The following is a 17,829-nucleotide window of genomic DNA, read 5'->3' as shown; positions in this document are numbered from 1 at the left end:
GCGCGGGCCTGCTTCCCGCGGAACGGGGTTGACGAGGGCCGTGGCGTCACCGCCGCTCCGCCGGCGGGGGTCGTGACCCGCTGTGGCCCGGGATCAGCCCTGCGGCGCGAACAGTCGGTCGAGGTGGCGGTCGATGGCGGTGCGGGCGGCGTCCGCCGTGATGACGCCCAGGTCGATGAGCGGCGCGAGGCCCGTCAGCGCGAGCAGCAGATCCGTCTCCACGACCGGGTCGCGGTCCTCCGGGATCGCGCCATCGGCGATCGCGGATCGGATGATGCCCTCGATCCGGGTGCGGCCGTCCTGCAGTCCGACGCTCGCCTGTTCCCGCAGCCGTGGGTCGTGGAGGGCCTCCAGGACGAACGCGGTGTGCAGTCGACTGGTCGCCCGGGAGTCGGGGTGGAGGGGCAGCATCTCCAGGATCCCTGCCGCGAGGGCGTCGCGAGCGGCGGCAGGCTGCGGGAGCGCTGCCAGCGCGCGCGCGACGCGCTCGCCCGCACGCTCGGAGGCGAGCTCGCGGGCGAACGTCAGCATCTCTTCGCGTGTGGAGAAGTAGTGCTGGAGCTGCCCGAGGGACACGTCGGCGGCGCGGGCCACTTCGCGCATGGTCGTTCGCGCCCAGCCGAGCTCGTCGACGACGCGCCAGAGCGCCTCGGCGATGGCCCCACGGCGCTCGTCGTGATCCACGCGCTTCGGCATGAGGACACCTTAGCAATACGGGTGACATAATACAGCTGACCGAAAAAGGGGGACGGCATGTCGGACGACGAACGCCCCTCCGTCTTCTTCAACGCGGCGGCGATCGCCTTCGATGCGGACGTGGCGATCGCCCTGCTCGCCGACCTGCAGATCCGGCGGGCGATCGAGCGCGGCGAGTTCGATGATCTCCCCGGATCCGGCAGGCCGATCGACCTCTCGGACAGCCATGATCCGGACTGGTGGCTGAAGAGCCTCATGCGGAGGGAGGGCATGGTGCTGCTCCCCGCTTCCATCCAGCTCCGCAAGGACGATGCCGCGCTGGACGAGCTGCTGGACGGGCTGCCGAACGAGCACGACGTGCGTCAGGAGATCGAGCAGTTCAACGCGCGGGTGATCCGCGCGCGGTACGACCTGTCGCCGGGGCCGCCCCTGGTGACCATGCCGAGGGATGTCGACGAGACCGTCCGCGCCTGGCGGGACCGACGTGCCGCGCGGCGGGCCGAGGCCCGGGCGGCGCAGAAATCGGGGGAGGCCAGGGAAGGGACGGGGCGACGGGGGAGACGCCGCCGCGTGCGCGGACGCCGCGGCTCGTGACGAAGGGATACGACGCCGCGGTCCAGCCGACACCGGGCAGCATCTCCCGCTGCACACCGCGTGACAGTCGACGCCGTCACGGTTAGCATCGCCACGACAGGGAGGCGTCATGAAGTTCTTGATCCTGGGCTACACACCGGCGGCGTCGTGGGACGGCCAGACCGCGGACGTCCCGTCCGAGGACGCGCTCGCCGCCTTCGCCGAGTACCAGAAGTTCGAGGCCGAGCTCCGGGAGACCGGGGAGTTCGTCAGCGCGGAGGGACTGGGGCACCCGGTCATGACGACGACGGTGCAGAAGCAGGGCGACGCGGTCGTCGTGACCGACGGACCGTATGCGGAACTGAAGGAGGTGCTCGCCTCCTTCGCCGTGCTCGACGTGTCGAGTCTGGATCGTGCGAAGGACATCGTCGCCCGGATGGTCGCCGTGCTCGGGGAGCCGATGGAGATCCGACCGATCATGGGCGACGACTTCGCTTGACGGACGACGCGCGCGTACGAGAACGGGTGCTGCGCGACGAGGCGCCGCACGTCGTCGGGGCGCTCGCCCGACGCTTCGGGCGTTTCGACATCGCCGAGGACGCGGCGCAGGAAGCCTTGCTGGCGGCGAGCCGGCAGTGGGCGGAGGACGGCATCCCGGAGGAGCCCCGTGCGTGGCTCATCCGGGTCGGCTACCGGCGGATGATCGACATGATCCGCTCCGCGCAGGCGGAGCGACGCCGTGAGGAGGAGTACGCGGCGGGGGATCCCGTCTGGATCGATCCGGCCTCACGGGTCACGATCGATGTGGACGACAGCCTCCATCTGTTGCTGCTGTGCTGCCACCCGATCCTCTCCCCGGGATCCCGGATCGCACTGACCCTCCGTGCCGTGGGCGGGCTCGCGACGGCGGAGATCGCCCACGCGTACGGCGTGACGGAGCCGACCATGGCGGTCCGGATCAGTCGCGCCAAACAGCAGCTGCGAAAGGCCGGCGCGCGCTTCGAGTTCACCGCGTCGGACGACCTCGAGGCACGCACGACGGCGGTCCGCAAGGTGCTCTACCTGATCTTCAACGAGGGCTATACCGCCTCTGCCGGTGATCGTCTGATCCGGGCCGACCTCTCCACCGAGGCGATCCGGCTGGCACGGCTGCTGCACCGCCAGGCCCCGGACGACGCAGAGTCCGCGGGCCTGCTCGCCCTCATGCTCCTCACCGACTCGCGGCGCGCCGCCCGCGTGGATGATGCCGGCCAGCTGATCCCCCTCGCGGAGCAGGACCGGGACCGATGGGACCCCGGGATGATCACCGAGGGGACCGCCCTCATCGAGGCGGCGTGGCCGCGGGGGCCGGTCGGGGCATACCAGCTCCAGGCCGCCATCGCCGCGGTGCACGCCGAGGCCCGGAAGCCGGAGGACACGGACTGGCGACAGATCGCGGCACTGTACCTCGCTCTGGAGCAGGCGGAACCCGGCGGGCCGACGATGCTCGCGCGGGTCGTGGCTGTCGCGCACGCGTACGGCGCCGCAGCGGCCCTGGAACTGCTCGATCAGAGGGATCGCGAGCACGGACTATCGGGGCATCCGCTCACCGCGCAGCGCGCCCACGCCATCCGGGCGCACCTGCTGGCCGATTCCGGCCGTGCCGAGGCGGCTCGGAGCGCTTTCCTGGCCGCCGCGGATCTCGCCGAGAACCGCGTGGAATCGCACTACCTGCGACGCAAGGCGGGCGGTGCCGCCGACTGACGACGCTCGGTCGGAAGATTTTCTCGCGAGCGATGTCAAGAATGCGCCGACGGCTCCGATGTCCCTGTGAACGCCGCCCGAGGGGTGGCACCGAACACGGAGGACATCATGAACGACATCCAGACCGACGCGATCGTCTCGGCGGACGGCACCATCATCGCGTTCGAGAGGAACGGATCCGGCCCGGCGATCATCGTCATCAGCAACGTCGCGGAGGACCGTCACGGCGTCGCGGGCGTCGCCGGCGCCCTGGCGGCGGACTTCACGGTCGTCACCTACGACCGCCGGGGCCGCGGAGCGAGCGGCGATCCCCAGCCCTACGACCCTGCCCGGGAGATCGAGGACCTCGCCGCCCTGATCGACGTGGTGGGCGCTCCGGTGTTCCTGGCCAGCGGGTCGGGCGGATGCGGTCTCGCCCTCGACGCCGCCAGCGCCCTGGGCGATCGCGTCGCCGGACTCTACCTGTACGAGCCGCCGTTCATCGTCGACGACTCCCGCGCCCCGGCGCCCGCCGACTACGTCGAGCACCAGGAGGGGCTGGTCGCCGCGGGCCGCCGCGACGAGGCGGTCGAGTACTTCATGACCGAGATGATCGGCGTGCCCGCCGAGTACCTCCCGATGATGAAGGAGGATCCGTCCTGGCAGGAGATGGTCCGCTACGCGCATACATACGCCTATGACGGCCGGATCATGCGGGGGCTCCAGGACGGCACGCCTCTGCCCGAGGGACGCTGGCACATCGATGCCCCGATCGGGGTGGCGGTCGGCGGTGAGGGGGAGCCGTTCATCCGCGCCGGAGCCGAGGCGTTGGCCGGGCTGCTGCCGAACGTCCGCGTCCTCGAACTGGAGGGGCACGACCACTCGGCGTTCTGGACGGCGCCGGAGCCGGTCGCCGCGCAGGCGCGCGAATTCCTGCTTGCCGGGGAGGGCGGCGATGCGACCGGTGCCGTGGACCGGGCCTCCGAGGAGTCCGTCCCCAGTGCGGACGTGACGGCACTCGACCGGCTCGTCGGAGAGTGGACGGTCACAGGCGGCGCCGAAGGGATCGTGCGCTATGAGTGGATGGCCGGTCGGCACTTCCTGTTGCAGCACGTCGAGCTGGAGCAGTTCGGCGAGCGCGTCGTGGGCCTGGAGGTCATCGGCCACCTCCGTCCGTTCGGCGAGCCGGCCGGGACGGACGTCGTATCCCGGTTCTATGACTCGCAGGGCAACACCCTCGACTACACGTATGAGCTGGAGGGCGACACCCTCACGATCTGGGGTGGTCCCAAGGGCAGTCCCGCGTACTTCCGCGGTGAGTTCCGGGAGGATGACACCGTCATGGACGGCGCATGGGTCTACCCGGGTGGCGGCGGGTACGCCTCCACGATGACCCGGCGCTGAGAATCCGCTGCGGGCGGCTCGCGACGGCGGGTCGCCCGCACCGTTGCGCCAGGGCGCGGTCGTCGGATCCGACGACGACGATCGTCGGTCGCGCAGCAAGACGGCACGGCCATACGGCCAACGAAGAGGGCCGCCGGTCTTGCCTGAGAACGGCAGAAGATGTGCCTCAGGCAAGACCCGCGGCGTCAGAGACTGGGGAGGCTCTGACTGGTCGTGGACTGGGGTTCCACGTGTGGGCTGGGGACCCACTGTCGAGATTAGGGCAGATTCGCCGTCCGTCAGAGGGACGAAGGTCGAAAGGCTAGTGGACCTTTGGCCAGGCTTTGGTCGACCATCATCCGTTCACTCGGCGGGCGCGGCCACGGCGGTCCCGGCCAGCGGGAGGCGGATGGAGACCAGCCAGTTCTCTCCGTCCTCTCCCGCGTGGAACTCGCCGCTCACGCCGAGCACGCGCTCGGCCATCCGGTTCAGGCCGGTCCCGGTGGACGGGAGGTCTCGCCGGGGCGTGGCCGGACGCGGGCTGCGGATGCTCATCCGCACGTCGTCCTGCCCGACGACGATGGCGAGGCGCACCTCGCCCGGCGCCGCGTACTTGAGCACATTGGTGGCGGACTCCCGCACCACGCGCGCGAGGATGATCTCGGCTCCGCGAGGGATGCGTTCGTCGGCCGGGTCGCCGACGACCGTGACGGGATGCCCCGCCGCCTCGAACTCCTCGCGGGCCTCGGCGACGGCCGCGGACAGATCGCCGGATCCCACCTCCGTGCCGCGCGGGGCATCCTTGGCGAGCTCGATGACGAAGTGCAGATCGCTGAGGGCCTTGCGGGCCGCGGAGCGGATGGCGTCCTGCGAGGTCGGCCGGGTGGCCTCGTCGTCCAGGAGCTGCGCGTGCATGGCGACGATCGTCAGATGGTGGGCGATGCTGTCGTGGAGTTCGCCGGCGATCCAGGACCGCTCGGCGAGCACGGCCTCGCGCTCCTTCTCCGCGCTCGCGGCGAGTTCGTGCTCGAGGCGCTGGCGACGGGCGTAGGCGGCGCGGATCCCGAGGCCGAGCGCTCCGGCCGCGACCGCGATGATGAGGGCGACCGAAACACTGGCCGCGTCAGCGCCCTCTCCTCCGAGCCCGAAGAGCAGAGCGGTGAAGACCATGAGTCCTGCGACGTAGCCGAGGATGACGGGCGGCGTGGCCAGTCGCATGACGAGCAGCGCAGCGATCGCGGCAGCGATGAGCCCGGCTCCTCCGTGCCCCAACGGGAACGAGAGAGCGAGGGTAGCTGCGAGCGCGAGGACGGCCGCCAGCGGCGACCAGAGGAAGAGGAGGAAGGTCAGCGTCGTGGCGATGCTGACGACGTTACGCACCGGATCTGGTGTCGGTGCGGTGAAGATCAGGAGGACATCCACGAGGACGCTGCCGGCCACGATAGCCAGGAGCGCGATCCACTCGGGACGATGGAGGCCCTCGGCGCGATCCAATCGAAAACGATCGAACGTGCGACGAGGGCGCGCTCCCTCGGCAGGCAAGCCGCTCGACATGCCCTCAGTCTCCTCTATTGGCTTCAGCCGCGGCGGAAGAGGTTGGCCACGATGTCCCAGAACGTCATGATTATTGCACCCCCTTTTGGCTAATAGTCGATTCCTCTCTGATCTTTCCGGTCAGCAGGGGCGCGCACATCTGACTGTTAGGCAGGGTTTCGATAGCCGAAGGTCGTAGATCGGGGCAGACCCGACAGGGGGTGTTCGTATCCGGAACGACCGGACGGACGTAGGATCGGCCCATGGAAGAGGGCGGTACGGGGGAGATCCGAGTACTCATCACGGACGACGATCCGTTGGTGCGCGTGGCGTTGACGCATTTCGTCTCGCGGGCGCCGGAGATCACCGTCGTGGGAGAGGCGACCGACGGCGCAGAGGCGATCGAGGCCTTCGAGCGGCTCCATCCGGATGTCGTGATGATGGACATCCAGATGCCCGGGATGGGCGGGATCGAGGCGACCGAGGAGATCGTGTCGCGCTGGCCGGAGGCGTGCGTGGTCGCCGTCACGACGCTGGACACCCGGGAGACCGTGCTCCCGATGCTGAGCGCCGGGGCCTCGGGGTACATGCTCAAGGACTCGAGCGCCGACGAGATCGTCAGTGCGCTCAAGCAGGCGTACCAGGGGGAGAGCTCGCTCTCGCCGAGGATCGCCGCGATGCTCGTCCAGCACGTCCGCGACACGAAGCAGGCCTCGGGCGCCTACGGCCTGGAACCGCTCACCGATCGGGAGAAGGAGGTGCTCCAGCGCCTCGCGGAGGGGATGTCGAACTCCGAGATCGCCGTGGCGATCCACGTGTCGGAGGGGACGGTGAAGGCGCACCTCGGCAGCATCATGGCGAAGTGGCAGGTGCGCGACCGCGTGCAGGTCCTCGTGACGGCCGCACGCGTCGGCCTCGTCGAATTCGTCTGAGGCGGTGGGTGCCTCTCGATCCGACGAGGCCTGTCCGACGGTGGCCGGTACGTGGCCGGTGCCGCCGGCTCAGCGCAGCGCGGTGATCGCGCCGGTGATCAGGAGCGTGACGACGGTCGTCCAGCCCACGATCGCGACGCCCTGCCAGAACAGGATGCGCGCCTTGCCGATGCCCGACGCCGCGAGCATCGTCGCGGTGAAGTGGGTCGGGAGCAGCAGCGGGCCCAGCAGGCTCACGCCGGGGACCCCGTAGCGCTCGAACGCCCGCTGGAACTTCTCCCATCGCGCACCGCGACGCTCGCTGCCGGGCTCCGCGGGGGCGTCCTCCAGAGACGACGCCGCGCTGCCCGCAGCGACCGCCGTGCGTGACCGCCGCCGGTTGGTGATCGCGCTGCGCGCACCGGAGCTCAGCATCACCAGGATCGTCACGCAGAGGAAGTTGCCGACGATCCCCGCGATCGCGGCGACGACGGGAGCGATGCCGCCGACGATGCCGATCGCCGCCGCGCCCTCGCCCTCGATGAAGGGCACGGCACCGGCCAGCGCGACGATGAGGGGCTGGACGATCTCGGGCACCTTCGCGACGAGGTCCTGGAAGGTGTCGATGAGGTTCATGTCGATGCTCCTGTCGGTCCGCCGGGGCGGGTGCGCCGGCAGAGACCAGTCCACCGGAGCCGGTCGTGCGGCGGCAGTGCCGGCGCGTCATCGATGGTCGTGCGGTTCGCGTCGGCAGGCCCTGACAAGTGTCATGGCCCTATCGTGGGGCGGGTGAGCACCGCGTCCGTCCGTCCTGTGCCGGCCGCCGATCCGTCCCCGGGAGCGCGCCAGCTGGCGAGAGGGATCACGGCGACCTGGTGGTACACGGTGTCCGCCGTGATCGGGTTCGAGGTCGCCGTGCTCTTCCTCTGGGCCGTCGTGGTCGCCGCCGACGGCACCGGCCCCGCCGTCCCTCTGACGATGGGCTTGGGCGGATCGCTCTGGGTGGCATCGACGCTGTTGCTCCTGTGGGATTACCGCCACCGCGGCGACGCCGACCGCCCGCGGTCATGGTGGCGCCTTCTCGTGCCGGTCCTGATCGCCGTGGTGTTCGGCGTCCTCGCCGGGTACCTCACGGGGAGCTGGGTGGTCCTCGCGACCCCCGTGGCGCAGTGCGCGACGCTGTGGAACTGGCCGAAGGGCGTCCGGCTCCGGGTGGTCGTCGGGCTCACCGGCCTCCTCCTCGTGCTCGCCGTGATCGACGGGGCGCGGGGCATGGCGTGGTTGATGCCGGTCGGCTGGGTTCCGGTGTTCTTCGCGGTGACGCTGCCGTCGATGAGCGTGACGTCGCTGTGGTGGTGGGACGTGCTCGTCGCCCTGGACAGGGCGCGACTGTCGGAGGCGCGGCTGGCGGCGACTCAGGAGCGGCTGCGCGTGGCCACGGACGTCCACGACCTGCAGGGGCACCACCTGCAGGTGATCGCGCTTCAGCTCGAGCTCGCCGAACGCCTGATGGGGAGGGACCAGGACGCGGCGCTGGAACAGCTCCGCGCGGCCCGCGCCAGCGTGGACGAGGCGCGTCAGGGCACGCGGGACCTCGCGCTGCGGTTCCGGTCCGTGCCCCTCGGCGACGAGCTCGCCAACGCCCGGGACCTGCTCGCCGCCGCGGGGCTGACCGTGGAGGCCGACATCGCCGCCGACGCGGACGAGGCCCCGACGGCGGCCCTCGGGCCGGTCATCCGAGAGACGACGACCAACGTGCTGCGGCACGGGGGCGGGCGGCGCGCACGTCTCACCCTGCGTCGCGAGCCGAGCGGCTGGCGCTACGAGATCGTCAACGACGCGCCGTCGGACCGCCCCGCAGACGCGGACGGATCCGGTCTGGAGGGCATCGGGCGGCGGATCACCGAGGCCGGAGGCACGATCCGGGTGCGCCGCGGGGCGGACGAGTTCGCGCTCTCGGTGCTCGTGCCGGACGGGGGCGTCCGATGATCCGGGTCCTGCTCGCCGACGACGAGGGGATGATCCGCTCCGCGCTCGCGGCCCTGCTCCGGCTGGAGGACGACATCGACGTCGTCGCCGAGTGCGCGGACGGCGACGAGGCGCTGGCGGAGGCGCTGCGTCTGAAGCCAGACGTGTGCCTGCTCGACCTGGAGATGCCGGGCCGAGACGGCGTCGAGGTCGCGGCGCAGCTGGGGCGGTCGATCGCGACCCGCTGCGTGGTGGTGACCAGGCACGCGCGTCCGGGCGTGCTGCGCCGCGCCCTCTCGTCGGGGGTCGCGGGGTTCCTGCCGAAGTCCCGAGGAGCCGACGAAGTGGCTGCGGTCATCCGCCGGGTCGCCGGAGGCTCGCGGTACGTCGATCCGGAGGTCGCCGCCGACGCGCTGAGCGACGAGCGCTCGCCGCTGACCGACCGCGAGCTCGACGTGCTGCGTGCGGGACGCCGCGGCGAGACCACCGGGCAGATCGCGCGGACGCTCTCGCTGGCGCCGGGGACGGTGCGCAATCACATCTCCGCGGTGCTCACCAAGCTCGGGGTCGCCACCCGCCAGCAGGCGGTGCTCCTCGCCGAGGAGCGCGGCTGGATCTGACCGCTGAGCGGCCGGCGCGACGGAGGATGAAGGCTGTCCCACCGCCCGCGCCTCAGCGCTCGAGGAGGCGGTGGAGGTCGCCCGCCGCCGCGAGGAGGGCGACGCTGCGGCGGGAGAGGTCGGTCAGGCGCTGCTCGAGGAGGGCACGGGCGGGGAGTCCACGCCCGTGAGACCGCAGGTCCTCGAGTACCTGCCCGATCGGGGGGATCGGGTAACCTCCGGCACGGAGCGCCGCGACGATGCGCGCGGAGTGGATCGCGTCCGCGCCGAAGCGACGGACCCGGGTCCGCTCCGCACGCTCGGGGCGGACGAGCCCCTGATCCTCCCAGTGGCGCAGGGCCGAGGTGCGGACGCCGAGGGCTTCGGCGAGCTCGCCGATGCCCATCGCGTCCCTGTCGTCGAAGGACGCGTCGTCGTCCCGGAGGATCGCGTCGAGGGACCGGAGCGCCTCCCGCACGCGACGGCGCTCCTCGGCGATCCCGGCATGGAGGTCGTCGAGCATCTCGGCTGCCGCATCGAGGGGCGAGGTGCGGAGGACGGGCAGGAGCCGCCGGGCCGGGACGGGACCGACTGCCGCGGCGAGGGCGCGGTAGGCACGGAGCGCGAGGAGATGCTCCGGCCGGTAGCGGCGGTACCCGTTGGGTCCGCGTGCCGCGGGCGGGATCACGCCCAGCCTCTCCAGATCACGCACCTGCTGGGTCGAGTAGGAGACCATCCGGCCGATCTGCGCGGTGGTGAAGATCCGCTCTTGAGGCTTTTCCATGGATTTCCGCTCGCTGACGTCGCAAAGTCCACATAAGCACATGAAGCGCACTATGGAAGCATGACGATGCAGCAGATCCTCGATGCCGTCCACGGGTTCGACGGCGTCCTCGTCGTGGAACCCCACGCGGCGCCGTTCCCGGAACTCGCGTGGGGCGACGCCTTCTTCTCCTACGCACCCGACGGCGTCATGCCGGAACGGACTCAGCCCTACGGGACGATCATCACCAAGGACTATCCCGACGACGAGAGCTCGCGGCTCTCGGCCGCGGGGCGCTTCCGCGTGAACATCCACGTCGGAGGGAGGCGGGTCGCGGAGGTGGCGGACCCGGCCGCGGACGCGGCGGACGCCGACGTCATCGTCCGGCACCCCGTGTACGGAGACGCCGGGTGGGTGTCGATCGTGAACCCTGGGACGGCGACGACGGGCACGGTCCTGGCTCTCCTGAAGGAGGCGCATGACGCCGCGCGTGCCCGGACGCGGCGTCGCGCGGAGCGAGGATGAGCGCGCCGCGCTCGGCGCAGGCGCTGACCGAGGCGCAGCGCCGGACCCTGGCGGCCTGGGCGGCGGACTGCGCCGAGCGGGTCCTTCCCCTGTTCGAGGCCGAGGCCCCCGGAGACGCCCGCCCGCGTGACGCGATCGCACGAGCGCGGGCGTTCTCCCGGGGTGAGCTCGATACGGCGGGCGAGATCCGGCGCCGCTTCGTCGCCGGGCGCGCGGCGAGCGCGGTGGACCGGCCGGCGGCGGTCGCCGCGGCCAGGGCGGCGGCGCAGGCCGCGGGCGTGGCTCACATGGCCGCGCACGCGCTCGGAGCGGCGGCCTATGCGGCCCGGGCGGCACGCGAAGGCCGTCCGGAGGACGCGGAGGGGTTCGAGGCGGAGCTCCGGTGGCAGGTGGGGGCGCTGTCGGACGCGGCCCGTCCAGCGCTTCGGGCGCTTCCTCCGCTCGGCGAGGACTCCGCGGGGCCGCTGGGTCCGGGGCTGCTCGCCCGCGGCGACCTTGCCGACGCGATCCGCCGGATTCAGTCGGCGCTCTGAGAGCCACGCGGGGAGACGAGCGGGGCGTCGAGCGTCGCGTCCGCGGCGCCGAGGGCGTGCAGGCGCTCGACGAGAGCGCGCTCGGCCCGGCGGTACGGGGTGTCGCCGCCGCGGAGCACCGACTCGGCGTTCGCATGTGCGAGCAGGGCCTCGAGCTCGAAGACGAGCTGTCGTGCGTCGTCGAGCCCGGGGAGATCCCCGTCCGCCATCGCTCGGGAGATCGAGATCTCCAGGTACGAGCGCCAGAGCTCCATCGCCTCGGAGACGGCGTCGCGCACGGCGCCCGGCCGCGCCGCGTACTCCGCGGCGACGGCGAGGAAGAAGCAGCCGCCGGTGAACGTGCGCCCGGACGAGTAGTCGATCCAGGCGCGCACCAGGGCGCACAGGCGCGGAAGGCCCCGCGGGTATGCGCGCGCGGGCTCGACCACCACCTCGATGAACACGCGGCGAGCCTCGGCGACGACGGCAAGCTGGAGCTGCTCCTTGGATCCGAACAGGGCCGCGACACCGCTCTTGCTGGCATCGGTCTCGGCCGCGAGTCGGGCGATCGAGACCCCGGTGAGGCCCTCCGTCGACGCGAGCTGGGTCGCGACCGACAGGACGGCTCGGCGGGAGCGGTCTCCCCGCGCCCGGCGTCCGTCGATCGCTGTTGTCATCGCCCCAAGGTATCAGTACGATCGTGCGTATAGATATATGAACGATCGTCCGTATTGTTTGGAGTCGCCATGGATGTCCGGTCCCTCGTCCGCTCGCTCGACCGCCTCTCGCCCGTTCTGGCCGCCGCAGCGACCTATCCCGGGTACATCAGCGCCGGTCGTCGGCTGCCGGTGCGTTCGCGCGACCGCGCGACCCACGACGACGCCCGGCGTCGGGTCCGCGACCTCGGCGGACACCGAGTCGTCGTGTACGAGTGGGGAGCAGGACCCCGCGCCGTGCTCATCGTGCACGGCTGGCGCGGGCGGGCATCGCAGTTCGGCGCGATCATCCGCGAGATGCTCTTCGCGGGCTACCGCGTCGTCGCCTTCGACGCGCCCGCCTCCGGGGACTCGCCGGGGCGACGCACCCACGTCGGCGAGTACCGCCGGATCATCGACGCCCTGGCGCAGGAGGAGGACGGTGGGAGCTTCCACGCGGTCGTGGCGCACTCGGCCGGAGCACTGGCCGCGCTCACCGCCGTCGCCGACGGGGGGATCTCACGGCGCATGGTCGCGATCGCACCGGTGGTCCGGTACTCGGCCCTCAGCGAGGCGTTCGCGCGCGGAGCCGGACTGGGCGAGAAGGCGAGGATCCGGCAGGAGGGATGGTTCACTCGGCGACTGCGGCGCGACGGCGTCGACGCGGCGTCCTACGACATGCTCGTCCGGGAGCTCCCCGAGGGCCTCCGGATCCGGATCGTCCACGACGCCCGGGACGGGTGGTCCGAGGTGGGAGAGAGCCGGCGCCTCGCCGAGCGGCATCCGGGCCGGGTGGATGTGACCGAGACCACCGGGCTCGGACACACCCGGATCCTCGAGGCGGACGTGACCCTCGACACGGTGCTCGAGGCGGTCGGTGCCGTCACCGTCGCACGTGGCGAGACGACTCGGTCCGGCGCGTCGGCGGCTTCGCCGGCCGGATCGGAACGCCCCGCCGCCTGAACCGAGTCCGCGTCACGCCGCCGAGGCCGCCAGCCGGACGCCGACGCCGATCGCGCGCAGATCCTCCTCGTACGCGCCGTGCCGACGCGCGCACCGGGCGAGATCGCGGTCGTGGCGGAAGGCGCCGCCGCGCGTGATGTGCGGGTCGAACGCCCAGGACTCCGTCGCGGCGAGCTCCGGCGGCGCGCCCGGGTAGGGGGCGTAGAGCGTGGACGTCCACTCATCCACGTTCCCGGCCATGTCGAGGACGCCGAACGGGCTCGCGCCGCCCGGGAACGAGCCCACCGGAGTGGTCGTGCCGAGCCCCAGATCCACGAGGTTCGCCAGCCCCCGACGGTACTCGTCGCCCCAGGGGAACTCGCGCGCGTCGTCCCCTCGGGCGGCCCGCTCCCACTCGTCCTCGGTCGGCAGGCGCACCTCCATGCCGGTGCGGCGCGCCGTCCACGCGCAGAAGGCGACGGCCGCATCCCAGGAGACGCCGAACACCGGGTGGTCCGCCGGGCCGTCCGGCAGCGACCGACCGGTCTCGGCGGCGAAGGGTTCCCACTGCCCGACCGTGACGGGAGTCCGTGCGATCCGGAACGCCGGCACGCGGATCGGCGTGCGCGGGACCTCCTTCACGTACCAGGCCAGGGGGACGCCGGTGTCCGAGAACCGCTCGGCGATGTCGGGGAGCTCGTCCGCGGGCGTGCCGCGCAGGAGCGTCCCTGCCGGGATCTCCACCCAGTCGATGGCCTCGTCGGGCATGCGTCCTCCTCGTGCGATCCGGTCATCCCATCCTCCCGGCATCCCGGGGCACGGGCGCCGTTCGTCAGAAGTCCACGGTCGTGAGCGTGGCGAGGTGATCGCTGGCGCCGGCGCGAACCGCGGTCGAGGAGACCACGGACAGGCCGCGCTCGAAGACCTGGTCGATCCGCGCGAGCGGGAAGGGCGCGGGCCACGTCAGGCCGAGGCCCGCCTCCGTCGGGCGCACCCAGTCGGCGCTCGCTCGCAGCGGTCCCAGGGCCGGGTCGGTGGGGGTCGCGTTGAAGTCGCCGACCGCGAGGACCCGATCCGCGTCGTCGGCGGCGATCTCGTCCGCCAGCGCGGAGAGCATCGTGTCCCGTGCGTGCTGCTCGCCCGGCCGCAGGGAAGCGGCATGGATCAGGTAGACGCTCACCGGTCCCGCCGGCGTGTCCGCGACGACGCGCAGGGCGCGGTTCCAGCCGAGCCCGAGGTCGAGCGGCTCCATGTCGACCAGCGGGTAGGCGCTCCAGACGCCGACGGTCCCGATCCGGTACGAGTACGCGAACCGCTGCCCGAGGAGCTCGTCCGCCACCGCGCCGCTCTCGCCGTCGAGCTCGGTGAGCGTCACGATCTGCGCGCCGGTGTCCATCAGCGTGCGAGCGGAGGCGGCGACCCCTCCGGAGTTCGCCTGCACGTTCTGGCTGGCGACGGTGAGGGCGCCGGTGCCGGATCCGGGGAGCGCGGGCAGCGCCGGGATCATCGCCACGAGCCAGACGACGCCCGCGGCGAGCGGGACGAGGACGGCCCGCCGCGCGAGGAGCGCCGTCAGCACGACGGCCAGCGCGATCGCGGCGCCGACCCACGGCAGGGTCGCGGCGACCAGCGCGCCGACCTGTCCCGGCAGCATCCCGAGGAGCACCCACACGGCCAGCAGCACGCTCGCCGCCGCCAGGGCGCGTCCGCGGCGCACCGGCCGCGCGCGAGGCGGGGGCGGCGGGGCGTGCACGGCCGCAGGAAGCGTCTGGGTCATGGATCCTCCGGTCGGGTACGGCGGGAGCGCCGGACTCCAGGAACGTATCCGATGATCCTGTCCGCCGGATGTCCGTCCTCTGTGGGTCGGATGGACGCACTGTCGGCGGCTCCCGGCACAATGGTGCGCACGGTCGGACCAGCGGAGGGGGAGCATGGAGTCGTTCTGGGATCCGCGCAGTCGCCGCACCCGCCAACAGCCGGTCGTCGCGGTGAGCGCCAACGACGACGCGCCGGACCCGGCCTCCCCGCGATGGCCGGTGAGCATCCCGGCGGTCGCTCAGGTGCTGCGGGACGGGCTGGATCTGGACCCCGGGGTGACCTTCCTCGTCGGCGAGAACGGCAGCGGGAAGTCCACGCTCGTGGAGGGGATCGCCATCGCGTACGGACTCTCCCCGGAGGGGGGATCCCGCCAGGCGAACCACCGCACCCGGGCCACGGAGTCGCCGCTGTCGGACTGGCTGCGGATCCGACGCGGAGTCGGGGCCGACCGGTGGGGGTTCTTCCTGCGCGCCGAGACGATGCACTCCTTCTACACCTATCTCGAGGAGAACCCGGGGACCAGTCCGGAGCCGGCCTTCCACGAGATGAGCCACGGCGAGTCCTTCCTCGCGCTGCTCGATGCGCGCTTCGACGACCCCGGCTTCTACTGTCTCGACGAGCCGGAGGCGGCGCTGTCCTTCGGCTCGACGCTCTCGCTCATCGCCGTGCTGCGCCGCATCGCCGACGAGGGCGGACAGGTGCTCTGCGCCACGCACTCGCCGGTGCTCGCGGCCCTTCCCGGAGCGACGATCCTCGAGGTCGGCGACCGCGGGCTGCGTCGCGTCGAGTGGGACGAGCTGGAGCTCGTCGCCCACTGGCGCTCGTTCCTGGGGGATCCGTCCCGGTACCTCCGCCACCTGCTCGACTGACGCGGCGCCGGGCGGGCCGGGGCCAGCCGCGGCGGCGATCCGGAGACCGACCCTCGGTTCTCCCCCTAGACTCGGAGGCGATGTCGCGAAACGGGTGGGTCGTCTGATGGGGGTCGAAGAGGAACGCCGCCGACTGTCGCGGCCGGCACCGCATCGCGCGATCGTCGCGGTGCTGCTGGCCACGGGGCTCTGCGCGTCGTTCCTGTTCACGCTCGTCGTCCCGATCCAGTCGAAGCTCCCGGATCTGCTCGGCGCCGCCCGCGAGGACACCGCCTGGGTGGTCACGGCCACCTTGCTGGCGTCGGCGGTGGTCACCCCGATCGCGGGGCGTCTCGGCGACATGTACGGCAAGCGCCGCATCATCCTGTCGCTGCTGGTGATCACCCTGGTCGGGTCCGTGGTCGTCGCCCTGTCGTCGCAGATCCAGGGCGTCGTCATCGGCAGGACGCTGCAGGGCGCGATGGCGGGAGTGATCCCGCTGGGCATCGCGGTCATGCGCGACGTGCTCCCGACCGAGCGCGTGGACGGCGCCGTGGCCATGATGAGCTCGACGCTCGGCGTGGGCGGTGCGCTGGGCCTTCCCATCAGCGCTCTCATCACGGAGTACGCCGACTGGCATCTGCTGTTCTGGGTGACCACCGTGCTGTGCGCGGCCGCGTTCGTGCTCGTGCTCTGGGTGGTGCCGGTCAGCGTCCTGCGCACCGAAGGGCGATTTGACTACCTCGGCGCCGCGGGTCTCAGCATCGCGCTGATCGGCGTGCTGCTCGCCGTGTCGCGCGGCGATCAATGGGGCTGGTCGTCACCGGCGACGCTGCTGAGCGGGTTCGGGGGACTCGCGCTTCTCGTGCTGTGGGGCTGGTATCAGCTGCGGGCGAAGGAGCCGCTCCTGGATCTGCGGGTCGCGGCCCGCCGGCCTGTGCTCCTCACGAACCTGGCCTCGATCGCGATGGGCTTCGCCCTCTTCGCCTCGAACGTGGTGTACCCGCAGCTGCTGGAGCTGCCGCCCGAGTCCGGTGTGGGCTTCGGTCTGCCCCTGATCGCCGCCAGCCTGGTCGTGATGCCGTCGGGCGTCCTGATGATGCTGCTGTCCCCGGTCGCCGGGCGCGTGGCTCACGCGATCGGCCCCAAGGTGCTGCTGCTGGGCGGCGCCGCCGCCCTGATCGCCGCGTACGCGTTCACCATCCTCCTGCACAGCGAGGTCTGGCACGTCCTCGTCGCGAACCTCCTGATCGGTGTGGGGATCGGCTTCGGCTACGCCTCGATGCCGATGCTCATCATGCGCTCCGTGCCGCAGAACGAGACCGGCGCGTCCAATGGGCTCAACGCGCTGTGCCGGTCTCTCGGCACGAGCGCCGCGGCGGCCGTGATGGGCGCCGTCCTCGCGGCGTCCAGCGCCCAGAGCCCGATGGGGCAGCCGACCGAGGACGGATTCCAGCTGGCGTTCCTGCTCGGCATCGGTGCCGCGGCCGTCGCGTTCGTGCTCGCCCTGATCATCCCGACGAAGCCCGCACGCGAACGGCACCCCTCCCTGCCGGAGTGAGGACGTCGCCGGCGGGCGCAGGCCCTCAGCCGGCGGTCACGCCGGCGATCGTCACGGGCTCCTTGGGCTCGCCGTCGCCCGCCCCGGTGTCGGTGCCCTTGGCTGCGATGGCCTTGACGACCTCGACGCTCGCCGCGTCCAGGGACCCGAAGACCGTGTAGCTCGGGGCGAGCTGGGTGTCGGCGTAGACCACGAAGAACTGCGAGCCGTTCGTGTCGGGGCCGGCGTTGGCCATCGCGAGGGTCCCGGCCGGGTAGGTCTCCGAGCCGGTCAGCTCGTCGGGGAACTCATATCCCGGCCCGCCGGTGCCCTTGCCGGTGGGGTCGCCGCACTGCAGCACGAAGATGCCGGAGGTGGTGAGACGGTGGCAGGGGGTGTCGTCGAAATAGCCCTGCTGCGCGAGCGACAGGAAGCTGTTGACGGTGCACGGCGCGGCGTCCGCGTCGAGGGACACGGCCAGATCGCCCGCACTGGTGCGGATCGTCGCCGGGACCGTGCCCGACGCGGTCGGCTCTGCGGGCGGCGTGGTCGCGTCCTTGGCCGCCGGTCCCGCCGCACCGTAGACGCAGGTGCCCGCGGGCGTGGTCGGTTCCGCGCTGGCGCCGGCGTCGCCGGGCGCACCGGATCCGGCGTCGGTCGGCGCCGCGGGAGTCGTGGAGCATCCGGCGAGGGCGAGCATGGCCGCGGCCGACACCGCGAGCAGGGAGCGGCGGGCCAGGGAACGGGGGGCCAGGGGACGGGAGGAGGTGCGCATGCATCGATCGTAGTTCGACCCGGAGC

20 protein-coding genes are annotated in these 17,829 nt (G+C 72.1%); 12 read left to right on the top strand and 8 right to left on the bottom strand.

All coding sequences use genetic code 11. The features are described 5' to 3' along the window. Positions 1–93 precede the first annotated feature (93 nt). A complete protein-coding gene (locus tag V6R91_RS32870) occupies positions 94–696 on the bottom strand; it encodes a TetR/AcrR family transcriptional regulator (RefSeq protein WP_336398834.1) in 603 nt (200 codons plus the stop codon). A gap of 57 nt (positions 697–753) precedes the next feature. Between V6R91_RS32870 and V6R91_RS32865 the strand changes: the two genes are divergently transcribed. The 4 genes from V6R91_RS32865 (at position 754) to V6R91_RS32850 (ending at position 4,395) form a co-directional block, all read left to right on the top strand. Then, the gene (locus V6R91_RS32865) at positions 754–1,290 is read left to right on the top strand and encodes a J-domain-containing protein (RefSeq protein WP_336398833.1); all 537 of its coding nucleotides are present in this window, start codon (positions 754–756) and stop codon (positions 1,288–1,290) included. A 109-nt stretch (positions 1,291–1,399) separates the two neighbouring features. Then, positions 1,400–1,768, top strand: coding sequence for a YciI family protein (locus tag V6R91_RS32860; protein ID WP_336398832.1), 369 nt, complete (start codon positions 1,400–1,402; stop codon positions 1,766–1,768). Then, complete coding sequence (locus tag V6R91_RS32855) at positions 1,765–3,012, top strand: RNA polymerase sigma factor (protein ID WP_336398831.1); 1,248 nt, start codon at positions 1,765–1,767, stop codon at positions 3,010–3,012. Before V6R91_RS32860 ends, V6R91_RS32855 begins: the two co-directional genes overlap by 4 nt. A gap of 108 nt (positions 3,013–3,120) precedes the next feature. Next, positions 3,121–4,395, top strand: a complete 1,275-nt coding sequence (locus V6R91_RS32850) for an alpha/beta fold hydrolase (protein WP_336398830.1) — start codon at positions 3,121–3,123, stop codon at positions 4,393–4,395. A 342-nt stretch (positions 4,396–4,737) separates the two neighbouring features. On the opposite strand, the gene V6R91_RS32845 is transcribed toward V6R91_RS32850, so the two are convergent. Continuing rightward, entirely contained in the window at positions 4,738–5,868 is a 1,131-nt protein-coding gene (locus tag V6R91_RS32845; protein ID WP_336398829.1) for a sensor histidine kinase, read from the bottom strand. 302 nt (positions 5,869–6,170) lie between these two features. On the opposite strand from V6R91_RS32845, the gene V6R91_RS32840 reads away from it, so the two are divergent. Continuing rightward, positions 6,171–6,839, top strand: a complete 669-nt coding sequence (locus tag V6R91_RS32840) for a response regulator (protein WP_067244292.1) — start codon at positions 6,171–6,173, stop codon at positions 6,837–6,839. 69 nt (positions 6,840–6,908) lie between these two features. Here the strand turns inward: V6R91_RS32840 and V6R91_RS32835 are convergent, their stop codons facing one another. After that, positions 6,909–7,454, bottom strand: coding sequence for a small multidrug efflux protein (locus V6R91_RS32835; protein WP_231818948.1), 546 nt, complete (start codon positions 7,452–7,454; stop codon positions 6,909–6,911). Positions 7,455–7,607: 153 nt separating this feature from the next. Here V6R91_RS32835 and V6R91_RS32830 point away from each other — a divergent pair, with 153 nt between their 5' ends. Both V6R91_RS32830 and V6R91_RS32825 read left to right on the top strand, forming a co-directional pair. Next, positions 7,608–8,807: a sensor histidine kinase gene (locus V6R91_RS32830; RefSeq protein ID WP_336398828.1), complete on the top strand. Its 1,200-nt coding sequence runs from the start codon at positions 7,608–7,610 to the stop codon at positions 8,805–8,807. Further along, complete coding sequence (locus V6R91_RS32825) at positions 8,804–9,406, top strand: response regulator transcription factor (RefSeq protein WP_271060447.1); 603 nt, start codon at positions 8,804–8,806, stop codon at positions 9,404–9,406. Before V6R91_RS32830 ends, V6R91_RS32825 begins: the two co-directional genes overlap by 4 nt. 52 nt (positions 9,407–9,458) lie before the next feature. Here V6R91_RS32825 and V6R91_RS32820 read toward each other — a convergent pair whose 3' ends face one another. Next, on the bottom strand, positions 9,459–10,169 hold the full coding sequence (locus V6R91_RS32820; protein ID WP_336398827.1) for a MerR family transcriptional regulator: 711 nt from the start codon (positions 10,167–10,169) through the stop codon (positions 9,459–9,461). 60 nt (positions 10,170–10,229) lie between these two features. Here V6R91_RS32820 and V6R91_RS32815 point away from each other — a divergent pair, with 60 nt between their 5' ends. Further along, positions 10,230–10,673: a DUF6194 family protein gene (locus V6R91_RS32815; RefSeq protein ID WP_336398826.1), complete on the top strand. Its 444-nt coding sequence runs from the start codon at positions 10,230–10,232 to the stop codon at positions 10,671–10,673. After that, complete coding sequence (locus V6R91_RS32810) at positions 10,670–11,206, top strand: putative immunity protein (RefSeq protein ID WP_336398825.1); 537 nt, start codon at positions 10,670–10,672, stop codon at positions 11,204–11,206. The genes V6R91_RS32815 and V6R91_RS32810 overlap by 4 nt, the downstream gene beginning before the upstream one ends. Here the strand turns inward: V6R91_RS32810 and V6R91_RS32805 are convergent. After that, positions 11,191–11,862 carry a TetR/AcrR family transcriptional regulator gene (locus tag V6R91_RS32805; protein WP_336398824.1) on the bottom strand — a complete coding sequence of 224 codons (672 nt, stop codon included), beginning with the start codon at positions 11,860–11,862 and terminating at the stop codon, positions 11,191–11,193. The genes V6R91_RS32810 and V6R91_RS32805 overlap by 16 nt on opposite strands. Before the next feature lie 69 nt (positions 11,863–11,931). Between V6R91_RS32805 and V6R91_RS32800 the strand changes: the two genes are divergently transcribed. Then, entirely contained in the window at positions 11,932–12,843 is a 912-nt protein-coding gene (locus V6R91_RS32800) for an alpha/beta hydrolase (RefSeq protein WP_336398823.1), read from the top strand. Between the two features lie 12 nt (positions 12,844–12,855). Here the strand turns inward: V6R91_RS32800 and V6R91_RS32795 are convergent, their stop codons facing one another. Next, entirely contained in the window at positions 12,856–13,590 is a 735-nt protein-coding gene (locus V6R91_RS32795) for a formylglycine-generating enzyme family protein (RefSeq protein WP_336398822.1), read from the bottom strand. Between the two features lie 64 nt (positions 13,591–13,654). Beyond that, positions 13,655–14,599, bottom strand: coding sequence for an endonuclease/exonuclease/phosphatase family protein (locus tag V6R91_RS32790; RefSeq protein WP_336398821.1), 945 nt, complete (start codon positions 14,597–14,599; stop codon positions 13,655–13,657). A gap of 154 nt (positions 14,600–14,753) precedes the next feature. Here V6R91_RS32790 and V6R91_RS32785 point away from each other — a divergent pair, with 154 nt between their 5' ends. Next, on the top strand, positions 14,754–15,509 hold the full coding sequence (locus V6R91_RS32785) for an AAA family ATPase (RefSeq protein ID WP_271060455.1): 756 nt from the start codon (positions 14,754–14,756) through the stop codon (positions 15,507–15,509). 106 nt (positions 15,510–15,615) lie between these two features. Beyond that, on the top strand, positions 15,616–17,049 hold the full coding sequence (locus tag V6R91_RS32780; protein ID WP_336398820.1) for an MFS transporter: 1,434 nt from the start codon (positions 15,616–15,618) through the stop codon (positions 17,047–17,049). A gap of 25 nt (positions 17,050–17,074) precedes the next feature. Here the strand turns inward: V6R91_RS32780 and V6R91_RS32775 are convergent, their stop codons facing one another. Further along, complete coding sequence (locus V6R91_RS32775) at positions 17,075–17,803, bottom strand: peptidylprolyl isomerase (RefSeq protein WP_336398819.1); 729 nt, start codon at positions 17,801–17,803, stop codon at positions 17,075–17,077. Positions 17,804–17,829 lie beyond the last annotated feature (26 nt).

It is taken from the genome of Microbacterium sp. CCNWLW41 (genome assembly GCF_037083505.1).
Note: the sequence above shows the minus strand (reverse complement) of the source record. Positions and strands in the feature narration are given on the sequence as shown.